Raw genomic sequence first — 20,464 nt, forward strand, 5'->3', positions numbered from 1 at the left:
ATGTCGCAGAATAGAAAGACGCTTGAAGGCAAGGTGGCCCTGGTGACCGGTGGCTCACGCTCGATCGGCGCCGCCGTCGCAAAGCGCCTCGCAACCGACGGTGCGGCCGTCGCCATCACCTATCATGGCTCGCCGGAAAAGGCGGCCACGGTGGTCGCAGAGATCGAGGCTGCGGGCGGCCGCGCCATTGCCATCAGGGCGGACGCCGGCGACGCGGGAGCGGTGCGCGCCGCCGTCAACGAGACCGCGGAGACGCTGGGCGGTGTCGATATCCTCGTCAACAACGCCGGCATTGCGCTTGGCGGCCCGATCGATGAGATCACGGACGCGGATTACAATCGCATGATCGCCGTCAACGTCACCGGCGTCTTCGTCGCCACGCAGGAGACGGTGCGCAAGATGAAGCCGGGCGGCCGCGTCATCCATATCGGCTCGTCGACGGTGCGTTACGCCGCCTTTCCGACCGCCTCGCTCTACACGCTGACCAAGGGCGCGGTCGCCGGCTTCAACCGCAGCCTGGTGCGCGATCTCGGCCCCCGCGGCATCACCGTCAACACGGTGCATCCAGGGCCGACCGACACCGATATGAACCCGGACGGCGGCCCCGTCTCCAAGATCGTCGGCCCCGGCATGGCAATCGGCCGCTACGGCAAGCCGGAGGAGATCGCCAGCGTCGTTGCCTATCTGGCAAGCCCGGAGGCGGCCTTCGTCACCGGCGCCGACATCGTTGCAGACGGTGGCTTTACCGCCTGATCGAAGCGTTCGACCAGCAACGGGTGCGCCCCGTATCCCGATCCTCACCCCCCATCAGCGTCGCCGCAGCCCCTTGCGATCGGCTGCCCCCGCGGCGCGCAAAAGGAGAATGTCCATGTCCCAGTCCATCGGTATCATCGGATCCGGCAATATCGGATCGGCCTTCGCCCGAGCGCTCGCCAGAGCGTCGATCCCCGCAACCATCGCCAACAGTCGCGGCCCGGAAAGCCTGCAGGCACTCACAGGTGAACTCGCACCCTACATCACCGCCGGCACGCGGGAGGAGGCCGCAAGCGCCGATATCGTGCTGGTTGCCGTCAACTGGTCGAAGCTGCCGACGGCACTTGCTGGTCTGCCCGAGTGGAACGGCCGCATCGTCATCGACGCGAACAACCCGATCGAGGCGCCGCTGTTCAAGCCGGCCGAGCTTGATGGCCGGCTTTCGAGCGATATCGTCGCCGACCTCGTGCCAGGCGCCCGCGTCGTCAAGGCCTTCAACCATCTGCAGGCACAGCTCGTCTCGAGCGACCCGAAGGCCGAAGGTGGCAGCCGCGTGCTGTTCTTCTCCGGTGACGACGAGACTGCAAAGGCCGAGGTCGCCCGGCTGATCGACCGCCTCGGCTTCTTCGGCATCGACCTCGGCTCGCTTGCGGTTGGCGGCAGGCTCGCGCAGTTCCCGGGCGGGCCGCTGCCGGCGCTCAACCTCGTCAAGTTCGGCTGAGAGCGCGCAACGGCGGCCTCTCCAACTATCGACCGAGGCCGATATCCTTCGGCGGATATTTCCGCAGGGTCGCCGCATGTCCCTTCATCTCTGCCGCCATGGAGGCGAGGAAGGCATTCATGCGGTGACCGACCGGATACTGTTCCTTCGGATCGATGTAGAGATTGAACAGCCACGGAGCGAGCCCGACATCGCTGATCGTCGTCATGTCGATGTTCAGCCACTGGGCGTGTTCTTCCACCACCTTCACGTGGATCTTGTACTCGTACATGCGCATGGCCATCAGGTTGTGCTCGGACCAGATATAGACCTTCTCGCGATTGGAGCGGCCGTCGTCGGCAAGCAGGAAGGACGTCTGATCGATGCCGTCGATGTAGCGGTCGGTCGGAGTTTTCTCGGCCGCACCGGCGACATGCAGCGAGGTGTTGAAAAGATCCATGAGATCGAAGAGGTCGTCGCTCTGGCGGCCCGGCTCGATCATGCCTTTCCAGTAGGCGATACCGGGAACGCGCACGCCGCCTTCCCATGCGGACGCCTTGGCGCCACGGAAGGGCGTGTAGCCCGCATCCGGCCAGCTATCCAGTTGCGGACCATTGTCCGAGGTGACGAAGATGAACGTGTTTTCCAAGACGCCTGCGGCATCGAGTGCTGCAACGATCTCACCGATATAGGCATCGACCTCGACGACATCGTCCTTGTACGGATACTTGCTGGCGCTCTTTCCCTCGAACGCCTTCGAAGCGAAGTTGTCGGCATGCACCTTCATGAAGGCGTGTTCGAGGAAAAACGGAGCGCCGCCAGCCGCCAGTTCCTTGATCTTCTCTACGCTGAATTCCTTCGTCATCCGGTCGCCTTCGGCCATCGTCTCGATGCTGTCGATCTTGACGACGTCGGATGTCTCGCCTCCCTTGAAGCCGTGGACGAGACTGTCGCTGGAGCCGGTGCGGCGAAGCATTTCAAGCCGCTCCGGATTGAGGACGAGGTCCGGATAGCGACGCTTGTCGACGCTCTGGCTGATTTCCTTTTCGGCCTCGTAGAAACCGTAGAATTCGTCGAAACCGATATCGTGCGGGCGCATGCCTTCCGCCGCGCCGACATGCCATTTTCCCGACAGCACGGTCTTGTAGCCGGCCTCTCCGAGCAGCTTCGGCAGCGAGATCTCGTCAGCCCAGGGGTTCTTTGTGATCTTGTCGCCTGCCAGGATCGGCCGTGTCAGGCCGGTGCGGATTGGCAGCCGGCCGGTGAGGATCGCCGAGCGCGTCGGCGTGCAGGTCGGTTGGGAATAGGCAGAGGTGAGCTTCAGGCCTTCTGATGCCAGCCGGTCCATGTTCGGCGTTGCGGCGCCTATCGCCGCGCCGCCGCCATAGGCGCCGGGATCGCCATAGCCCATGTCGTCGACGACGAGCCAGACGATGTTCGGCCGCTTGCCCATCCTGTCGAAGAGCGCATCAAGCTTCTTCTGCGTCGCACCGGCTTGTTCGGAGTGCACCAGCGCGGGCTCCATGCTTTCGCTGACCCGCTGTGCCTTGCTCAACACCGATTGGGAGAGCGCAAAGCTCGGGATTGCCGCCAGCACCGCGGTCTGCAGCACCAGGGCTCGGAGTTTCTTCAGGTTCATGCCGCATTCTCCCCTTTGCCATTTTGCCTGCCGGGTCCGACGGCTCGATGCCGCGATCGGCCCTGGGGTTCCAGGCACGTCGTTCCCGGGAAATTCGAGGCGCTCGACCACTCTAGTGGGTGAGTTCCACATGCACTTCATCGATCTTGCCGTTGAACGCGAAGGGGCGTTTGTCGGCATAGGTCTGCGAGACCGGAGAGCCGAGGTCGACGCCCACGTCGAAGGATTCCGTGGCGGTGAAGGCTGCGGGAACCGTCCGCGCGATCGTGGTGCGCGCCGCCTCCTTGCCGTCGATTGCGATCACGACTTCGGCGGGTCCGGCGGGTTTCGGGATCGAGGTCGAGATCTGGATCAGATGCTTGCCTGCCGGGATCTTGTCCGTGCGCGCCTGGTAATTCTCGATGATCATCATGTTGTATTCGTAGACCAGGTGACCATCGTCCATGTAGACGCTGAGGCCGCCGCCGGCGCCGCCGACCGCATAGAGCACGCCGCTGGCATTTTCGGACAGATCCACGTCGATTGTCACGTTGTTGCTCTCGCGCCCGACACCAGGCGCTGCAAACTCCGGCATGCGGCGCGTGTTCTGGCTGAACGTCCACTTGTCGTAGGACGATTTGATCCGGTCTTGCGGATGCAGGCGCAGCCAGTTTCCGGCACCAATCGGGAAGTCCTTGTTCTCCTCGGCAAGTTCGAGGAAGCGCTTCTTCAGTTTCTCAAGCTGGTCCGGGTTCTTGGCTGCCAGATCGGTCGCCTGCGAGAAATCGTTCCTCACGTTGTAGAGTTCCCATTCGTCCTTGGCTGAATCCCAGGTGGCGAGGCGCTTGGCGGAGCCTGGCGTGTCCCAGGGAATGAACGGTCCGGGGACACCGGCAAACCAGCCGTCGAGATAGATGCCGCGGCTGCCGTTGTTGTCGAAGAACTGTTCCTTCTTCTGCGACGGCGCATCTGCATCGGCAAAGGTCGAAGCAAGGCTGGTGCCGTCGATCGGCAATTGCTCGTAGCCGTTCACCATCTGCGGCGGCTTGATCTTCAGGATGTCATAGATGGTCGGCGCGATATCGACGACGTGCTGGAACTGCCTGCGGACCTTGCCGTCAGGCTTGATGTGCCCGGGCCAGGAAACGACCATCGGGTTGCGTGTTCCGCCGAAATAGGCGCCCATCAGCTTGGTGCCCTTGAAAGGCGTGCCCCCGGCCCAGGCCCAGCCGGCGTGATACATGTTGTCGGTCTTGCCGGTGCCGAGCGCATCCAGCCCGCCAATCCTGTCGAGCGCCTGGATCTGCTGCTCGACCGTGTTGGCGATGTTGTTCTGGGCCAGGAGTTCGCTGATCGATCCCTGCTGGCCCTCCGCGCTCGAGCCGTTGTCGCCGAAGATGTAGAAGATCAGCGTATTGTCGCGAAGGCCGCGTTGTTCCATGCCGTCGATCAGGCGGCCGACCTGGGCGTCGGTGTGCTCGACAAAACCGGCGAACACCTCCATCAGGCGCTCCTGGAATGGGCGCTGGGCTTCAGGAATGCTGTCCCACGACGCCATGGTGGGGTCGCGTTCGGTCAGCTTCGTGTCAGGGGGGATAATCCCCATTTCCAGCTGGCGCTTGAAGGTGCGCTCGCGATAGGCATCCCAGCCGCTATCGAACTTGCCCTTGTACTTGTCGGCCCACTCCGGGAAGACATGATGCGGGCCGTGCACGCCGCCGGGCGCCCAATACATCAGGAAGGGCTTTTGGGGATCGAAGGCGCGGTAGTTGTCGAGCCAGGTCAGGGCTTTGTCGGCCAGATCCTCGGTCAGGTGATATTTCGGGTCGTCATGCGGTGGCTCGACGGCGTCGAAATTCTCCGTCAGCCGCGGTTCCCATTGCGATGTCTCGCCACCCAGGAAGCCGTAAAAATGCTCGAACCCATAGGCGTTCGGCCAACGGTCCTTCGGGCCGATCGCCGTGGTTTCGATCGCCGGCGTGTTGTGCCATTTGCCGAAGGCGGAGGTATGGTAGCCATAATTCTTCAACACTTCCGCGACGGTCGCCGCCGTCTTCGGGATAACGCCGGTATAGCCGTCGAAGGCGACGGCGCGTTCGGCGATGGTGCCTGAGCCTACGCGGGTATGATTGCGGCCCGTTAGAAGAGATGCGCGGGTCGGCGAGCAGATCGACGTGGTGTTGAAGCCGGTAAAGCTGATGCCCTCGGCAGCAAGCTTCGACATTGTCGGGGTGCGGACCTCGCCGCCGAATGTTTCCGAAACACCGAAGCCGACGTCGTCGAGAAGCACGATCAGGATGTTGGGGGCACTGTCGGGCAGCCGGCTCGGTGCGGCCGGCCACTGCATCGTCGAATCCTGCAGCCGCGGCTTCGCAACGCCCTTCATCGGCTCGGCCGGGAACGGCAGCACGGAGCCATCGGCGGGGGCAGATTGTCCATGGGCCGGTAGCGCCAATGCCGAGAGCGATAAGGCGAGGGACAGGGTGAGCGGCAGGAGCGGCCCTCCTGCAGCGCTCCCGAAACGCAGGCCTCTGGATGGCGACATTGCATTCCTCCCAGTTGAAAGCAGGCGGCGGTATTTTCAATCGCGGAATCCGGCATGAAATGCGGCAATCAAATGCTCTTCGAGCGCACCCCAGTGAAGGGGGACCATCTGGCGTTTCTTCGCGAATGCCAGCGCGCCTTTCAGTTCGAAGCCAACAGGCACACCAACGCTTTTCGCGTTGCCCCATCAGGTCTGTGCGTCTGCCAGGCGCCGCACCACAAGCGTGTACCGGTGACGCCAGTCCCGCTGGCGCTCTCCAATCCGTCAAACCACCAACGACGATGGACCTTGCGTCGTCCTTCGAGCTTCTCCGTGCGGGATATTGAATACCTTCGCCGAAAAGCGCCAGTACGTTACTGTAAACTTCGACGTTACAGGGGATAGGCTCGGGATGCCGTGCTCGCACACGCGACGTTCGGCGGCCGGCCGTTGCCGACCCGCTGTTCATGCGTTCGACATTGAAGGGGTTGCCATGCGTTTGAACCAGGTAACGGTGACGATGCCGGATCTTGATGCGGGGTGGGCTTTCTACGGCACGCTCGGGCTGCAGCCGATCGTCGATGCGCGGCCGCATTATGTGCGCTTCGTCTGCCCGGATGGCGGCAGTTCGTTTTCGCTGCATCAGGGCGAGACAACAGGGGGCGGGACCACCGTCTATTTCGAGTGTGACGACCTGGATCTGACCGTCAGTCGTCTGATCGAGGCCGGCATCCTGTTTGCCAGCAGCCCCGCCGACAAAAGCTGGCTCTGGCGGGAGGCCGAAGTCTTCGATCCGGCCGGCAACCGCATCGTTCTCTATTTCGCCGGAACCAACAGGCTTGATCCGCCTTGGCGGGTGCCGGCGACGGCAGCCCAGTGAACCTGCGCGTGCCGCGGGGATGCACGTTCGCCCCAGCGGCGCGGCAGTCTCGCATCTGCGCGGTGCGCCGCCAATGACCGGCTTCTTCCTATTCGCAGCGGCACCATTTCCGTTTGTCTTTTTGCGCTGCACAAGATAGAGGTTTGCAGCCAAATTTTGTGCAATTGCCTTTTCGCGGAGCGGGCCAAGCGCCATATGCCGCGGGGCGGGGCGCGATCGGCGCCTTCGCGGATTGGAGGGTCCGGATTTGAAGACCATCACCACCATTGCCGAGCTGCGCGCAGCCCTTGCCGAACACCGGCGGGCGGGCAGGACGGTCGGGCTCGTGCCGACCATGGGCTATCTTCATGTCGGCCATATGGAACTTGTGCGACGCGCGCGTGAAGACAACGACGTCGTCGTTGCCAGCATCTTCGTCAATCCGCTGCAATTCGGCCCCAACGAAGACCTCAGCAAATATCCGCGCGATCTCGCGCGCGACCAGGCGATGCTGGAGGAGGGCGGCGTCGACTTCCTTTTTTCGCCTGACGTGTCCGACATGTATCCGCGCCCGATGGAAACGGTGGTCGATGTTCCGAAGCTTGGCTCCGAGCTCGAAGGCTCGGTGCGTCCCGGCCACTTTGCCGGCGTGTCGACTGTCGTCACCAAGCTGTTCAACATCGTGCAGGCGGACCGTGCCTATTTCGGCGAGAAGGATTTCCAGCAGTTGCAGATCATCCGCCGCATGGTCGAAGATCTCGCTCAGCCTGTTTCCGTCATCGGCGTGCCGACGGTGCGCGAGGCCGACGGGCTCGCCTGTTCATCGCGCAATGTCTATCTGACGACAGAAGAACGCCAGGCGGCGGCCATCGTGCCGAGGGCGCTTGCCGAGGCCGAGCGCCTCGTCGCTTCCGGGATCACCGACGCTGCCGAAGTGGAAAAGGCGGTTACCGCCTTTCTCTCGACCGAGCCGCTCGCCCGGCCCGAAGTCGTGGCGCTGCGCGACCCCGACACGCTCGAAACCATTCACGAGGTCGGCGACAAGCCGGTCCTCCTGTTGCTCTTCGTCCGCTTCGGCACGACGAAGCTGCTCGATAACCGCGTGATTGCGTCCAAATCCGCACGTTTTGCAAAGGTTGCCTGAGAATGAGCGTACAATCCACCAAACGCCGCCTGAGCCCCGCCAGCATCGAAGCACTGAAGGGCGAACGCCCGATCGTCAGCCTGACGGCCTATACGACGCCGATCGCCCGGCTGCTCGATCCGCATGTCGATTTCCTGCTGGTCGGCGATTCGCTCGGCATGGTGCTCTACGGTCTCGACACCACCGTCGGCGTCACGCTCGACATGATGATCGCCCATGGCCAGGCGGTCATGCGCGGTTCGGAGCGCTCCTGCATCGTCATCGACCTGCCGTTCGGCTCCTATCAGGAATCGAAGGAACAGGCCTTCCGCAGCGCAGCGCGCATCCTGAAGGAAACCGGCTGTAGCGCGGTGAAGCTCGAAGGTGGCGCCGAGATGGCCGAGACCGTCGATTTCCTCGTCAGCCGCGGCATTCCGGTCCTCGGCCATGTCGGCCTGATGCCGCAGCTCGTCAACACCACCGGCGGCTATCGCTCGGTCGGCCGAAACGAGAAGGAAGTGGCGAAAATCCGTCGCGACGCCAAGGCGATCGATGATGCCGGTGCGTTCGCGATCGTCGTTGAAGGCACCGTCGAGCCGGTTGCCCGCGAGATCACCGGCGAGTTGCGCTCGCCGACCATCGGCATCGGCGCGTCGCCGGCCTGCGATGGCCAGATCCTCGTCTCCGACGATATGCTGGGCCTCTTCAACGACTTCAAGCCGCGCTTCGTCAAGCATTTCGCCGAGCTGGCGCCGGCGATTTCCAAGGCGGCCGAAGAATATGCGGCCGAGGTGAAGGCGCGCAGCTTCCCGGGCATCGAGCATACGTTCCAGGTCAAGCGCTAAGGCGCTCCGCCTTCACGCGACGTGGCCGTGCCGACTGAAGGCACGGTGCTTGTGACTTGGGGGTGCAGGCCCATGCGGCCTGCGCCCCGTCCCGCCGGGGACTCCGGATGGGGCTCGTATTGACCTGGCGACTGTCGGGAAAATGGATATCTGCGGTGACGATTCACCCGCGCTTGCCGGCCCCGTGCGCATTTCGTTCAAGCCTGGCGCCGCCAGGCATCATAAAATTCAATCATTGTATAAGCGCAATTGAATTGTTGGGCAGGGGCGAAGCGCCTATCTGTCCGGCACAGGACGACTGCCGCGCGCTTTGAGGCGCGTGACGACCGTTACATCAAGATTGAAATGCTGCATGTCGCGTTGATCGAGCTCGATCGGAGGCCGCATGCCGCGGGCGCCGAGATCCGGCGCCGCGGGAGGAACCCATGAGAAAAGACGAATTCTGGGAGGGCGTGCGCGGCGGCTTCCCGATCATGCTGGCCGCTTCGCCGTTCGGCGCGCTGTTCGGTGCGCTCGCGGTCGACAATGGCTTTACCATCGCCGACACCGTGTTCATGAGCGCGACGGTCTATGCCGGCGCCAGCCAGATGGTCGGCATCGAGCTGTTCGGCAACCATGTCCAGCCGTGGCTGGTGGTGCTTTCGGTCTTCGCCGTCAACTTCCGCCACGTGCTCTATTCCGCCTCTATCGCCAAATACATCCGGCATTTCACCCCAATCCAGAAGTTTTTCGCCTTCTTCCTGCTCGTCGATCCGCAGTATGCCGAGACGGAAAAGCGTGGCGAGCGCGGCCTGCCGGTAACCTTCCCCTGGTATCTCGGCTTCGGGCTGGTGATCTATTTCCCCTGGATCTTCAACACGCTGCTTGGCGCGATCTTCGGCCAGATGATCGGCGACCCCAAGGCGATCGGCCTCGATGTGCTCCTGCCGATCTATTTCCTCGGCCTGGTCATGGGTTTCCGCAAGCGCGATCGCTTCCTGCCGATCGTCGCCGTTTCGGCCGTCGCCTCCGTCGCCGGCATGCATTTCGTCGGCTCGCCCTGGCATGTCAGCATCGGGGCACTGGCGGGCGTTTTGCTCGCCGCCTGCCTGCCGCCGACCGGGGCCGTGGCGGCACCGCCCGTCGCCATCGAGAAGGAGGCCTGAGCCATGGATCCGCAGCACCTCAACCTCATCTACCTCATCATCGCGGCAGCCGTTGCCACCTTCGTCACCCGCATCGGCGGCTATGTACTCATCACCCAGATGAAGCAGATCCCGCCGCGGCTGGAGGCGGCGCTGAACGCCGTTCCGGCGGCGGTGCTGACGACGCTGGTCGCGCCCGCCTTCGTCTATGGCGGCTTCGACGTGGCCGTCTCGATGTTCGTCGCTTTCGCCATTGCGCTCGGGCTCAACCTTTCCACCCTGCGCATGCTGGCCATCGGCTGGGTGGTGGTGATGCTGCTGCGTCATCTGGTGCTTTAAGAGCGCAGCGATTACCGAAAGGGAAGCGTTGCCACGGCTTCCAATATTTCTGGTTCGGTGAATTGGGCCGGGGATCGCCGGTTCTTGCCTCATTTCTGTGCTTGTCACAGAAATCCAGTAGCCCAAGTCCTTGGGCTGGAGAGTCATTCGCCCCGACGGCCGTCGGGGCGCTGGATCCCCGCCACAAGGGCGAGGATGAGGAGAATGGGGTGGCCCTTTCGCGGCAACGTGCACGTCAAGGCTGGCCCGAAAAACAAATGTGCCGCGGTTCTGATGAGCCGCGGCGTTTTCTTTTGGACGACGACCCGGCGCAAGCGCCGGACACCGCCTTTAGCGTGTCAGCGCCTCGGTCGCGGCCTTCAACCAGTTGCGGGTCTCGTCGCTGACCAGGAGCGGCATCAGCTTTTCGCGCGTCTCGGCGTGGTAGGCGTTGAACCAGGCCAGTTCCTCGTCGGTCAGGAGCGCCGGCAGCACCAGGCGGCGGTCGATCGGGCAGTAGGTGATCGTGTCGAAGCCGAGCATGGGCAAGTCGCCGCCGGCGATCTCTTCGGCCGGCTCGACGACAACAAGGTTTTCGATGCGGATGCCGAAGGCGCCGGGGCGGTAGTAGCCCGGCTCGTTCGAGAGGATCATGCCGGGCAGCAGTTCCTGCGTGGAAAGCCGGGCGATGCGCTGCGGGCCCTCGTGCACCGAGAGATAGGAGCCGACGCCGTGGCCGGTGCCGTGCGCGTAGTCGGCGCCCGCCTTCCAGAGGGCGATGCGGGCCAAGGGGTCGAGGTCGACGCCGCGCGTGCCCTTGGGGAAGCGCGCGGTGCTGATGGCGATCATGCCCTTCAGCACCAGGGTGAAGAAGCGCTTCTGCTCCTCCGGAACCGCACCGATTGCCACCGTGCGGGTGATGTCGGTGGTGCCGTTGATATATTGCGCGCCGGAATCGATCAGGAACATCGTGCCTGCCTCGATGGCGCGGTCGGTTTCGGTCGTCACGCGGTAATGCATGATCGCCGCATGGGAGCCGGCGCCGGAGATCGTGTCGAAGGAAATGTCCTTGAGCGGGTTCTGCATGCGCTCGCCGACAGTGGCGCGGGCCGCTTCCAGCTGGTTGGCAGCACCGATCTCGGTGACTGTGCCGGGTTCGGCCATATCGAGCCAGGCAAGGAATTCGACCATGGCGGCGCCATCCTGCAGATGGGCGCGGGTCGAGCCCTCGATCTCGGCCTTGTTCTTCTGGGCGCGGGGCAGGCGGGCCGGATCGACGGCCTCGACCACCTTGCCGCCGTTGCCGCGGATCAGCTGGGAAATGGCAAACGAAGCGAGATCCGGGTCGAGCATGACGGCAGCACCCGCAGCACCGAGCGCCTTCAGCCGATCGTCGAAGGTCGAGGGCGCTGCGATCTCGGCGATCTGGGTGAGATAGGCTTCCTGCTCGATGCCGGCCTTGCGCTTGTCGAGGAAGATCTCGGCGCGGCCATCGGTGTGGATGATGGCGCGGGCCAGCGGATGCGGTGTGTGCGGCACGTCGGTGCCGCGGATGTTGAAGGTCCAGGCGACGGAGGAGGGGTCGGTCAAGACGACGGCGCTGGCGCCGGCCTTGCCGAGGCCGGCGGCGATGGTCGCGATCTTGTCCTTGGCCAGTTCGCCGGCCTGTTCGATCGGCTGGATGGAAACACGGCCGAGCGGGGCTGCCGGGCGTCCGGTCCAGATGCGGTCGAGCGGGTTATGGTCGAGGAAGACCAGCGAACCGCCGAGGGTGGCCAGTGCCTTTTCCAGCCGGCGCACTTCGGCGCCGGTGTGCAGCCACGGGTCGATGCCGAGCTTGAAGCCCTTGGTGCCGTTGTTTTCCAGCCAGAGATGCGGCGGCTCGCCGATGAGGTCGCCGCCGGTAAAGACGCTACCATCGACCTGTTCCTTCAACTGGGTGACGTAACGTCCATCGACGAACACGACGGCCTGACTCTGCGTGATGAGGGCGACGCCGGCGGAGCCGGTAAAGCCGGTCAGCCAGGACAGCCGCTCCGACGAAGCAGGCACGTACTCGCCCTGGAACTCGTCGGCACGCGGCACAAGAAAGCCGTCGATGCCGAGGCTGGCGAAGGACGCGCGCAAGGCCTGCGCGCGCTCCTTGCCGAACTGGGGCGTAGAGGTGACTTCAAAGGACTGAAACATGAGGGATTTCCGGTAGATTGGGCGGAGAACCGCGGGAAAGATGGGCGATCTTAGCGGAAAGCCCCCTTGGGAGGAAAGAGGCGAGATCCTGCCCACCAATTGCGCGGCAAAGCGTGCACAGAATTAGAGGGCAATTGCTCATTCACCATACATATGCGCTTTGTGCATGGCTCCTATGCCAAGAAGCCGCTATCTCTATCGGAATAATAGTTTATAAGCCGCCTCAACGAACACGGACGAACATCCGGTGGTTCAAAAGCCTGCAGTTCCGAGAATAGTTGATCATTCTGTTCTCCTCCTCCCTCAAGGGTGGTCAGCTTCGGAACGGTAGACGCCCGCTCGAGCGCTCCTCCTCCTCAGGCTCGCGGGCATGGTTCGGTCTCAAGCCGAACCAGCAGGCGATGCCCCTGGCATCGCCTTTGTTTCGAAGGGCCGCCCGTCATGATGGACGTGGCGGCCTTTTCGTTTTTCCGGTTTGGTTGGTCTCGGCTGCAGGACCCGTCGTTTCGTTCGGCATCAGTTTTTGCGCGTGGAGCCCGAATCCGGCTTAAGGCTTTCCGTCGGGAGAGGGGCCTTTCACAGCGCGGACGCGCCGTGGCTGGATTCCTGTGACAAGCACAGGAATGAGGGAGAGGAGGGACGGCTTGGATGACGATGTAGGGCTGTTACCGGGGACAAGGAGCAGGGTCAGTGAGCCGATGTAGGCCCATTGCTCTTCAGCAAATCTCTGGAAGCCACCGCAGGGCCGCATGCATTCGACCATCGTGAAGAGCAGCCAGAGCGCCCAAAACTCAACCCTCATTCCTGTGCTTGTCACAGGAATCCAGCCGTGCGGCGTCGGCCGCGCGAAGAGACATACTTGGGACGGGCACGTCACAGTTCTTCAGGCCATCAGGCGAAGGCCTGTGACTGAGCCGCTGGCAGCTCATTTCTCCAGGTGGATCGTCACCCAGCCGTTGCGCCAGATGGTGCGCACGTGGCGCAGGTGCTGGCCGTTATAGTGGGCAAGCACCTTCCAGCGCTGTTCGGCAAGGATGCCCGACAGGATCACCGAGCCGCCGGGCGCGAGGTTGGCCGTCAGTTGCGGCGCCATCTTCATCAGCGGGCGGGCGAGGATGTTGGCGATGATCAGATCGAAGGGGCCGTTGCCGCTGAAGGCTGTCGAGTGGAAGCCCGGGGCGGTCGCAAAGGTCATGCCGGTGACGACCCCGTTGCGGCGGGCGTTGTCCTCGGCGACGCGAGTGGCGATTGGATCGATGTCGGTGGCGAGCACCGGCACATGCAGCAGCTTCCAGGCGGCGATCGCCAGCACGCCGCTGCCGGTGCCAAGGTCGAGCACGTTGCGCACCGTGCGGGTGCGCGCCACGGTCGCCAGCACTTCGAGGCAGCCGGCGGTGGTGCCGTGGTGGCCGGTGCCGAAGGCCTGTCCGGCCTCGATCTCGATGGCGATTTCGCCGGTGCGGACCTTGTCGCGGTCGTGCGAGCCGTGCACGACGAAGCGGCCGGCACGCACGGGCGCGAGGCCCTCAAGCGACTTGGCGATCCAGTCGATATCCGGCAGCACTTCGCGCGTAATGGCGAGATCGGCGAAGCCGTCGGCAAGCGCGGCGGTCAAGCGCTCGTTCACGCCTTCCTCGTCAACCCTCATCATGTAGATCGAGGCTTCCCAGACGTCGCGCTTTTCGTCGACTTCCGTTGTGCCGATGGCAAAATCCTCTTCGCCGAAAACCTCGCTCAAGCGGTCGAGCACGGCTTCCGCCTGCCTCTCGGTGGTGGTGACGAAAAGTCTGATCTCGCTCAAGGCCCTGTCCTTCGGCTGTCACTGCACATACGGCGCGCGGTCCCGATCCGGCGCGCGGCGCTGCAAGCCCCGCCGCTAGCATGAATGCCGGGCAAACGCAAAGCGCCGGACGATGCCGGCGCTTGCAAAAGCATTCGATTGAGGCTGGGCTCGTCCTCAGCCCTTGGTCAGGTTCTCGAGCTTCTTCACCGCCGTCTCGGGGTTTTCCTCGTAGGCGATGGTGCCGGAGAATTTGCCGTCGGCGTGGAGCAGGAACACTGAGGCTGTGTGGTCCATGGTGTAGTCGCCATCCGGCTGCTTCTCATCGAGCGGTACCTTCTTGGCGTAGACGCGGTACCCCTTGACCATGTCCAGCACCTTGTCGGCCGGGCCGGAAATGCCGGTGATGCGCTTGGAGACGTTGGAAACATACTGGCCGAGAATGTCAGGCGTGTCGCGCTCGGGGTCGACGGTGATGAAATAGGCCTGAAGCTTGTTGCCTTCCGGGTCGACCTTTTCCAGCCAGCCGTTCAGCTCGAACAACGTGGTCGGGCAAACCTCCGGGCAATGGGTGAAGCCGAAGAACAGTGCTGTCGGCTTGCCGGTGAAGGCCTTTTCGGTGATCTCCTTGCCGTCCTGCGCCACCAGCGTGAAGGGCACGCCGAACGGGCCGGAGGCCGCCTGCTGCTTCGACTGGGTCATCTCGTAGGTCAGCCAGCCGAGAACGCCGGCCATGACGACGACAGCGGCCCAAAGGGCGATGCGAATGGTTTTCATGCGTGCTACCGATTTTGTTGGGGCCCGAGCCGGCCATGTCAGCGTGATCGGCTTTTGATACCGTCTCCATCGCGGCCACGCAAATGGGAGAATTGCCGCAGGCAATCACTTCATGTTGAGGCATTTCCCGGTGGAAAACCGTGTCGCCTCCGTCCCGGAAATGCGCCGGAAGCCCGGCTTATCAGCTCACAGGCACCAGGCAAGACCGGATTGGGCAAGCGCCAGGAACATATCGGCGCCGTTCGCCATCCAGCCCTGGAAGGCGAGGACCGACACGATGGCGAGTGCCAGCGCGAGAGCCGCAAGCAGCGGCAGCCGGATCGATTTTAGCGGTCTCGTGTTCATGGCCCCATCATAGCATCTGAAACTGCGCGGGGAAGGGGTGGTGAACCACGCTTGTCCCCAGACTTGCGCGCCCGTCTTAGCAAATGCTTAAGGTCTGTTTGCCAGTGTTTCGACAACGCGGGTGAAGTGCTTCACCTCTACATGACATGACGTCATCCGGTTTGATCGAGCCCGGCTTTCCGCATCGATTTTAACGGAGGACTTCGCCTGGCTTTAGGCAGGTCCGTGACCATGGACTGCTCTATGACCGCTACGTCTGCTCCTCTGAAGAACAACCTTTCCGTCAGCCAGCGGCTCGCAACGCTTGCCGGCGCCGCCTTCGTCGGCTTCGGCTCCGTGCTCGGCGTCGGCTGGTACGAAGACATTCGCTCGAATGAGGCGCTGAACGGCGCAATCACCGCGCAGCGCGGCCTGACCACCGTTGGGGAGATGCGGCTCGCCACCACCAATCTCGTGCTCAACGCCATGGATACGATCGTCGATCGTGACGAAGGCGTCGTTCATCCGGAGCGTGCCGCCGGCATTGCAACCACGCTCGGGCTGTTGGAGGCGAGCAAGGACGATATCAAGACGCTGGCGACACTGCTCGGTCGTGCCGATGCGCTTTCGACTTTCGACGCGGATCTGGCCGAACTTCGCCAGGCCATCGGCGTCGACCTGAAGGCGCTGGTCGAGGGCAAGGCTTCGACGGAAGAATTCGGCAAGATCGACGACGCGATCGACGGTGCCGGCGAACGGCTCGGTGCTGCGCTTGCACAGCTGTCGGAGGCTGCGACCCAACTTGTTCAGACGCGGGTTGATGAAGCGCGCGCCGTTTCGGCCGATGCGCTTCTGCTGCAGACTGCCGCCGGCCTGCTTGCCATGGCGACCTTGCTTGGCCTGCTCTGGTTCCACGGCGCCACGCTGCGTCGCGGTATCCTCAGGCTACGCGACAGCATGCAGCGCATCCAGAAGGGCGAGCTCGGCTCCAAGGTCGAGGCGCTCGATCGCGGAGACGAGATCGGCGTCATGGCCCGTTCGGTCGATCTTTTCCGCGTCTCGGCCATCGAAAAACAATCGCTCGAGCAGAATGCGGCGGCCAGCCGCCGCGAGATCGAGAAGGAGCGCGAGCAGCAGCAGGGTGAGCGCGACGAAGCGGTGCGCCGCATCCAGGCGGCCGTCGACAGCCTCGGCCTGGCGCTGACGCAGCTTGCAGAAGGCGATCTGGCCGTCACCATCGACCGGCCGTTCGACGGCAATCTGGACACGCTGCGCCGCAACTTCAACCAGACGGTCGAGCGCCTGCGCGACGTGCTCTTCAACGTCAAGGAAAACGCCCTTTCGATCGAATCGAACGGCCGCCAGATGCGCAGCGCCGCCGACGACCTGGCGCGGCGCACCGAAAAGCAGGCCGCATCGCTTGAACAGACGTCCGCCGCCCTCGACGAGATCACGGTGACCGTGCGAACGGCGACACAGCGCGCCGAAGAAGCAAGCCGCATGGTCGACGATACCCGCACCAATGCGCAGGAATCCGGCCGCATCGTCGGCGAGGCGATCGATGCCATGGCCCGCATCGAGGACGCGTCGAAAGAGATCGGCAAGATCATCAACGTCATCGACGAGATCGCCTTCCAGACCAACCTTCTGGCGCTGAACGCCGGCGTCGAGGCGGCAAGGGCAGGGGAAGCCGGCAAGGGCTTTGCGGTCGTTGCGCAGGAAGTGCGCGAGCTGGCGCAGCGTGCCGCCGGTGCCGCCAAGGATATCAAGACGCTCGTCAGCCGCTCCGGCAACGAGGTCGGCACCGGCGTCCGGCTGGTGCAGGCGACGGGTGAAGCGCTCGGCCGCATCGGCGTCGATGTCGCGCGCATCAACGAACACATGAGTTCCATCGTCATGGCGGCGCGCGAGCAGTCGACCGGGCTCAACGAAATCAGCACGGCCGTCGGCCAGCTCGACCAGATGACCCAGCAGAACGCCGCGATGGTCGAGCAGACCAATGCCTCCAGCCACACGCTGGCGCAGGACGCGGAAAAGCTGACGCAGCTCGTCGGCCAGTTCCACGAAGGCCGCACCGTTCACGCATCGATGCGCTCCAGCGCCCCGCAGACGACCTCGAGCGCGAAGCCGGTCACTCCTCCTATCCAGACGAAGACAACAGCGCCGCCGGCATCGACGACGCCGGTATCTGCAAGGCTGGTGCCCAGGGGCACCGACAGGGCCGTGCCCCTGCGCAACCTCGCCTCGGCAAAATCGACCTCGCGTCCAGCTCCATCCCCCGCCAAGGCCCTCATGGGCAAGCTTGCGGGCGCATTCGGCAACCAACCGGGCTCCGTGCCATCGACTTCGGCCTCCGGTGAGAATTGGGAAGAATTCTGATCATGTCCAACGCAATCAAGCAGTCCGGTGCCTACCTCGAAATCGTTTCGTTCCATCTGGGCGACCAGGAATTCTGCATCGACATCATGGCGATCCGCGAAATCCGCGGCTGGGCGCCGGTGACGCCGATGCCGCACACGCCGCCTTACGTGCTCGGCCTCATCAACCTGCGCGGCGCGGTGATCCCGGTCATCGACATGGCCTGCCGTCTCGGCATGAAGATGACCGAACCGTCGGAACGTTCGGCGATCATCGTCACCGATATCGCCGGCAAGCTGGTCGGCCTGCTGGTCGAGCAGGTGTCCGACATGATGACCATCAAGAGCGAAGACCTGCAGCCGGCGCCGGAGATCATTCCGGAAGCGCAGCGCGCCTTCTGCCGCGGCATCGTCGCCTTGGAGAAGACCATGGTCTGCTTCCTCAACCTCGACACCGTGATTGCCGACGAACTGGCCCAGGCGGCCTGATCCCAGCCAGTCACCTCTTTCTGCGCCACGGCCCGGAGCATTGTTCCGGGCCGTTTTCATTTATTTTTTCGGGAACCTTCGACGACGGCGAGCGGTTTTCCGCGAGATCGCCCGTCATGCCGGCGACATCGACCGTGGCACGGCGCTTCCGCGCACCATCTCGGCTGCGAAAAATTGCGCTCTTTCAGATGCTTGCTGGCCCGACCCCGCGCCGGAGACGTTTGGCGTGCGAACCGGTCAAGTTACAGTTGCGCAATGTCCATCACGGTTGCACGAGATTATGTGAGCGAAACGTCAACTACATCAGAGGAACAAGTGGGTGTATGGTACGTTCCTGCGCGTACCCGAACGGAGGCCGGGTGGTGCAAGGACAACGACATAGGAGTTATGTCATGAAAACGTCTCTGAGAAACTCGCTTGCTGTACTGGTTCTATCGACGGCGGTCGCCGGCATCGCAGCTCCGGCATTTGCCGACAGCTACTACCAGGGTATCGACGCCCACGCCATCAAGCCGCGCACGACGACGGCGCAGCCGAGAATGATGTATGACAACGGATCCGTTGACCGCATGTCGACCGGCAGCATCTACAGGACCGCTCCGCCGCGTGTCATCTACCAGCAGCCGAGTTTTGAACGCTATCAAGGCGGCGACGGCGAATACTACCAGGGTATCGTCCCTCCTTCCTCTTACTGAACATTGAAGATTTTCGGCCAGTTGTGGGGACTGGCCAGTGACAAAGCCCCCCGGAACGTGGTTTCGGGGGCTCTTTTTCAACCTGTGTCGTCTGAAGGATAGGCAACGGGACGCGCGATCAAGGCGCAGGCTTGCCTTCCTGCCAGTTGACGGTCTGTCCGTAGAGCGGGATCGTCGTGATCGACATCTTGGCCGAGCCGTCGGTCAGTTCGCGCGAGTGGGCGAGATAGATCAGCGTGTCGTTCTTGCGGTCGTAGATCCGGGTGACGAGCAGGTCTTTCCAGATCAGCGACAGGCCGGAGCGGAAGACTTCCTCGCCTTCCTTCGACAGCTCGATGTCGCCGATCTCGATCGGGCCTGTCTGGCGGCAGGCGATCGAGTTGTTTGAGGGGTCCTCAAACCAGTTGCCGTTCTTCAGCCGATCGATGACGCCGCGATCGAAATAGGTGACGTGGCAGGTGACGCCCTTGACCTTGGGGTCGCTGACCGCGTCGACGATGATGTCGTTGCCGAGCCAGTCGACCCCGACTTCGCCGACGGTTTCGGCGCGGGCGGGAGCGACGGTCGACATGAGGGCGGCAAGGCCTACGAGCATCGAGACGCGGTGTGAACGGGACATGGACTTCCTCCGGTGGATTGCACCGTTCACATAGGTTCTGCCGCGGTCAATGCAAGAAGGGCAAGGCAAGGTGGAAAGCGCAAGACCAGCTGGGCGCGCTTGTTTTCATCAGCCGGTATCGCGCAGCAACTGCGGCGCGTGCGAATAGTCTTCGGCAGCGCGAAGCTGTGCCGCGGCGGCGGCCAGCACGCGGGCGCTCGCGTCCGGCTGCAGCCGGCCTGCGATGGTGCAGCGGTCGCGGCCGTCGGCCTTGGAAGCGTAGAGCGCCATGTCGGCCCGGACCATCACGTCGGTCATGGTATCGCCGGTGCTCGCACTGGCGATGCCGATGCTGACCGTCAATCGGATCGGCTGGCCAAAGCGGCCGACCGGCGTGTCGCGCACCGTGCGCCCGATCTCCTCGGCCAGCAGAAAGGCTTCCCCTTCGCTATGATCGGACAGGACAATGCCGAACTCCTCGCCGCCGATGCGCCCGAAAGTGCCGCGCCCGGCAAGACAGGCGGCGACGATGCCGGCGAAGTGACCCAGCGCCGCATCGCCGGCGGCATGGCCGTAGCGATCGTTGATCTGCTTGAAGTAATCGAGGTCGAGCAGCAGGAACGTGGCCGGGCGGGTACGGGCCAGGCACGATGCGAACTGGCGCTCGCCGAGATCGATGAAGGCGCGTCGCGACAGCGCTCCCGTCAACTCGTCGCGGGCGATCGTGGTCTTGAGATCGGCGATGACGCGATCATGCGCCATGAGGATGACGCCGAGATAGAGGATCGGCATATAGAGCAGCCACATGGCCGACAGCGCGAAATTCCAGGCGACCTCGGCGGCCGGGCCAGGCCGGTCCACGATGGCGGCGGGCACATCGGCGGCGATATGCAGGAGCGTCGCGCCGGCAACCGCCGCGCCGACAATGATTGCCCGTCGTGTCTTCGGATCGCTGGCCGTGCGCAGCCTTGGGACGGAAATCGAGGCGATCACGAACACGGCGGCCGCAATGCCGAGCGCAATCAGCGTCCGTGCTGCGTAACTGTTCGGCCCCGAAACGACCAGAACCGAGAGCGTGGCAGCCAAGGTCGTGCCGAGTGACAGGATTGCCGGCCACCAGCCGGGCAGCGCGAAGAACGCCTGGAAACCGGCGAGCACGAAAAGACAGGCGACGGCCAGAAATGCATAGCCGACAAGCGCCAACGGCTGGAGCGACGGAAGCCCGGAGACCATCACCAACGCCATGGCCACGGCCGTGGTTACACAGCCCGAAGCGAACTCCGCAGCGCCCGGCGTCGAGGCTTTCCGCAGCGACAGCAGAACCGGCAGCATCACCAAAAGGGAGATGATCGATAAGGCAGGAAGAAAGCTCATTTCGAAACGGCCTGTCGTG

At 63.6% G+C, this 20,464-nt stretch carries 18 protein-coding genes; 10 read left to right on the plus strand and 8 right to left on the minus strand.

Annotated elements, in window-relative coordinates:
• Both BLJAPNOD_RS10540 and BLJAPNOD_RS10545 read left to right on the plus strand, forming a co-directional pair.
• Nucleotides 1-753, plus strand: a complete 753-nt coding sequence (locus BLJAPNOD_RS10540; protein WP_115419762.1) for a 3-oxoacyl-ACP reductase family protein — start codon at nt 1-3, stop codon at nt 751-753.
• Between the two features lie 115 nt (nt 754-868).
• On the plus strand, nt 869-1,474 hold the full coding sequence (locus BLJAPNOD_RS10545; protein WP_115419763.1) for an NAD(P)-binding domain-containing protein: 606 nt from the start codon (nt 869-871) through the stop codon (nt 1,472-1,474).
• A gap of 25 nt (nt 1,475-1,499) precedes the next feature.
• Here BLJAPNOD_RS10545 and BLJAPNOD_RS10550 read toward each other — a convergent pair whose 3' ends face one another.
• Together BLJAPNOD_RS10550 and BLJAPNOD_RS10555 are read right to left on the minus strand one after the other, a co-directional pair.
• Entirely contained in the window at nt 1,500-3,092 is a 1,593-nt protein-coding gene (locus BLJAPNOD_RS10550; RefSeq protein ID WP_115419764.1) for an arylsulfatase, read from the minus strand.
• 112 nt (nt 3,093-3,204) lie between these two features.
• On the minus strand, nt 3,205-5,616 hold the full coding sequence (locus BLJAPNOD_RS10555) for an arylsulfatase (protein ID WP_115419765.1): 2,412 nt from the start codon (nt 5,614-5,616) through the stop codon (nt 3,205-3,207).
• Nucleotides 5,617-6,088: 472 nt separating this feature from the next.
• Between BLJAPNOD_RS10555 and BLJAPNOD_RS10560 the strand changes: the two genes are divergently transcribed.
• The 5 genes from BLJAPNOD_RS10560 (at nt 6,089) to BLJAPNOD_RS10580 (ending at nt 9,885) form a co-directional block, all read left to right on the plus strand.
• Entirely contained in the window at nt 6,089-6,475 is a 387-nt protein-coding gene (locus tag BLJAPNOD_RS10560) for a VOC family protein (protein WP_115419766.1), read from the plus strand.
• Between the two features lie 247 nt (nt 6,476-6,722).
• Nucleotides 6,723-7,598, plus strand: a complete 876-nt coding sequence (gene panC / locus BLJAPNOD_RS10565; protein ID WP_115419767.1) for a pantoate--beta-alanine ligase — start codon at nt 6,723-6,725, stop codon at nt 7,596-7,598.
• Between the two features lie 2 nt (nt 7,599-7,600).
• Nucleotides 7,601-8,422 carry a 3-methyl-2-oxobutanoate hydroxymethyltransferase gene (panB, locus tag BLJAPNOD_RS10570; RefSeq protein ID WP_077500053.1) on the plus strand — a complete coding sequence of 274 codons (822 nt, stop codon included), beginning with the start codon at nt 7,601-7,603 and terminating at the stop codon, nt 8,420-8,422.
• A gap of 425 nt (nt 8,423-8,847) precedes the next feature.
• The gene (locus BLJAPNOD_RS10575; RefSeq protein ID WP_077500057.1) at nt 8,848-9,567 is read left to right on the plus strand and encodes an AzlC family ABC transporter permease; all 720 of its coding nucleotides are present in this window, start codon (nt 8,848-8,850) and stop codon (nt 9,565-9,567) included.
• Nucleotides 9,568-9,570: 3 nt separating this feature from the next.
• Nucleotides 9,571-9,885, plus strand: coding sequence for an AzlD family protein (locus BLJAPNOD_RS10580; RefSeq protein WP_115419768.1), 315 nt, complete (start codon nt 9,571-9,573; stop codon nt 9,883-9,885).
• Nucleotides 9,886-10,215: 330 nt separating this feature from the next.
• Here BLJAPNOD_RS10580 and BLJAPNOD_RS10585 read toward each other — a convergent pair whose 3' ends face one another.
• The 4 genes from BLJAPNOD_RS10585 to BLJAPNOD_RS35605 all read right to left on the minus strand — a co-directional run bounded on the left by BLJAPNOD_RS10585 (nt 10,216) and on the right by BLJAPNOD_RS35605 (nt 14,953).
• The gene (locus BLJAPNOD_RS10585; protein ID WP_115419769.1) at nt 10,216-12,051 is read right to left on the minus strand and encodes an aminopeptidase P family protein; all 1,836 of its coding nucleotides are present in this window, start codon (nt 12,049-12,051) and stop codon (nt 10,216-10,218) included.
• A gap of 925 nt (nt 12,052-12,976) precedes the next feature.
• Nucleotides 12,977-13,852 (minus strand): 50S ribosomal protein L11 methyltransferase, encoded by an 876-nt coding sequence (locus BLJAPNOD_RS10595; protein ID WP_115419771.1) that lies wholly within the window; start codon nt 13,850-13,852, stop codon nt 12,977-12,979.
• A gap of 156 nt (nt 13,853-14,008) precedes the next feature.
• Nucleotides 14,009-14,608 carry an SCO family protein gene (locus tag BLJAPNOD_RS10600; protein WP_115419772.1) on the minus strand — a complete coding sequence of 200 codons (600 nt, stop codon included), beginning with the start codon at nt 14,606-14,608 and terminating at the stop codon, nt 14,009-14,011.
• A gap of 186 nt (nt 14,609-14,794) precedes the next feature.
• Entirely contained in the window at nt 14,795-14,953 is a 159-nt protein-coding gene (locus BLJAPNOD_RS35605) for a hypothetical protein (protein ID WP_199565928.1), read from the minus strand.
• A 243-nt stretch (nt 14,954-15,196) separates the two neighbouring features.
• On the opposite strand from BLJAPNOD_RS35605, the gene BLJAPNOD_RS10605 reads away from it, so the two are divergent.
• From BLJAPNOD_RS10605 to BLJAPNOD_RS10615, 3 genes are all read left to right on the plus strand, one after another.
• A complete protein-coding gene (locus BLJAPNOD_RS10605; RefSeq protein WP_244610912.1) occupies nt 15,197-17,311 on the plus strand; it encodes a methyl-accepting chemotaxis protein in 2,115 nt (704 codons plus the stop codon).
• A gap of 2 nt (nt 17,312-17,313) precedes the next feature.
• Nucleotides 17,314-17,778 (plus strand): chemotaxis protein CheW, encoded by a 465-nt coding sequence (locus BLJAPNOD_RS10610; RefSeq protein WP_018326507.1) that lies wholly within the window; start codon nt 17,314-17,316, stop codon nt 17,776-17,778.
• Nucleotides 17,779-18,170: 392 nt separating this feature from the next.
• Nucleotides 18,171-18,473, plus strand: coding sequence for a hypothetical protein (locus BLJAPNOD_RS10615; RefSeq protein WP_115419774.1), 303 nt, complete (start codon nt 18,171-18,173; stop codon nt 18,471-18,473).
• Between the two features lie 118 nt (nt 18,474-18,591).
• Here BLJAPNOD_RS10615 and BLJAPNOD_RS10620 read toward each other — a convergent pair whose 3' ends face one another.
• Complete coding sequence (locus BLJAPNOD_RS10620) at nt 18,592-19,068, minus strand: CreA family protein (protein WP_244611010.1); 477 nt, start codon at nt 19,066-19,068, stop codon at nt 18,592-18,594.
• Nucleotides 19,069-19,200: 132 nt separating this feature from the next.
• Nucleotides 19,201-20,445, minus strand: coding sequence for a GGDEF domain-containing protein (locus BLJAPNOD_RS10625; protein WP_115421239.1), 1,245 nt, complete (start codon nt 20,443-20,445; stop codon nt 19,201-19,203).
• Between the last annotated feature and the right edge of the window lie 19 nt (nt 20,446-20,464).

It is taken from the genome of Ensifer sp. M14 (assembly GCF_003355565.1).
In the GTDB taxonomy this organism is placed as follows: domain Bacteria; phylum Pseudomonadota; class Alphaproteobacteria; order Rhizobiales; family Rhizobiaceae; genus Ensifer.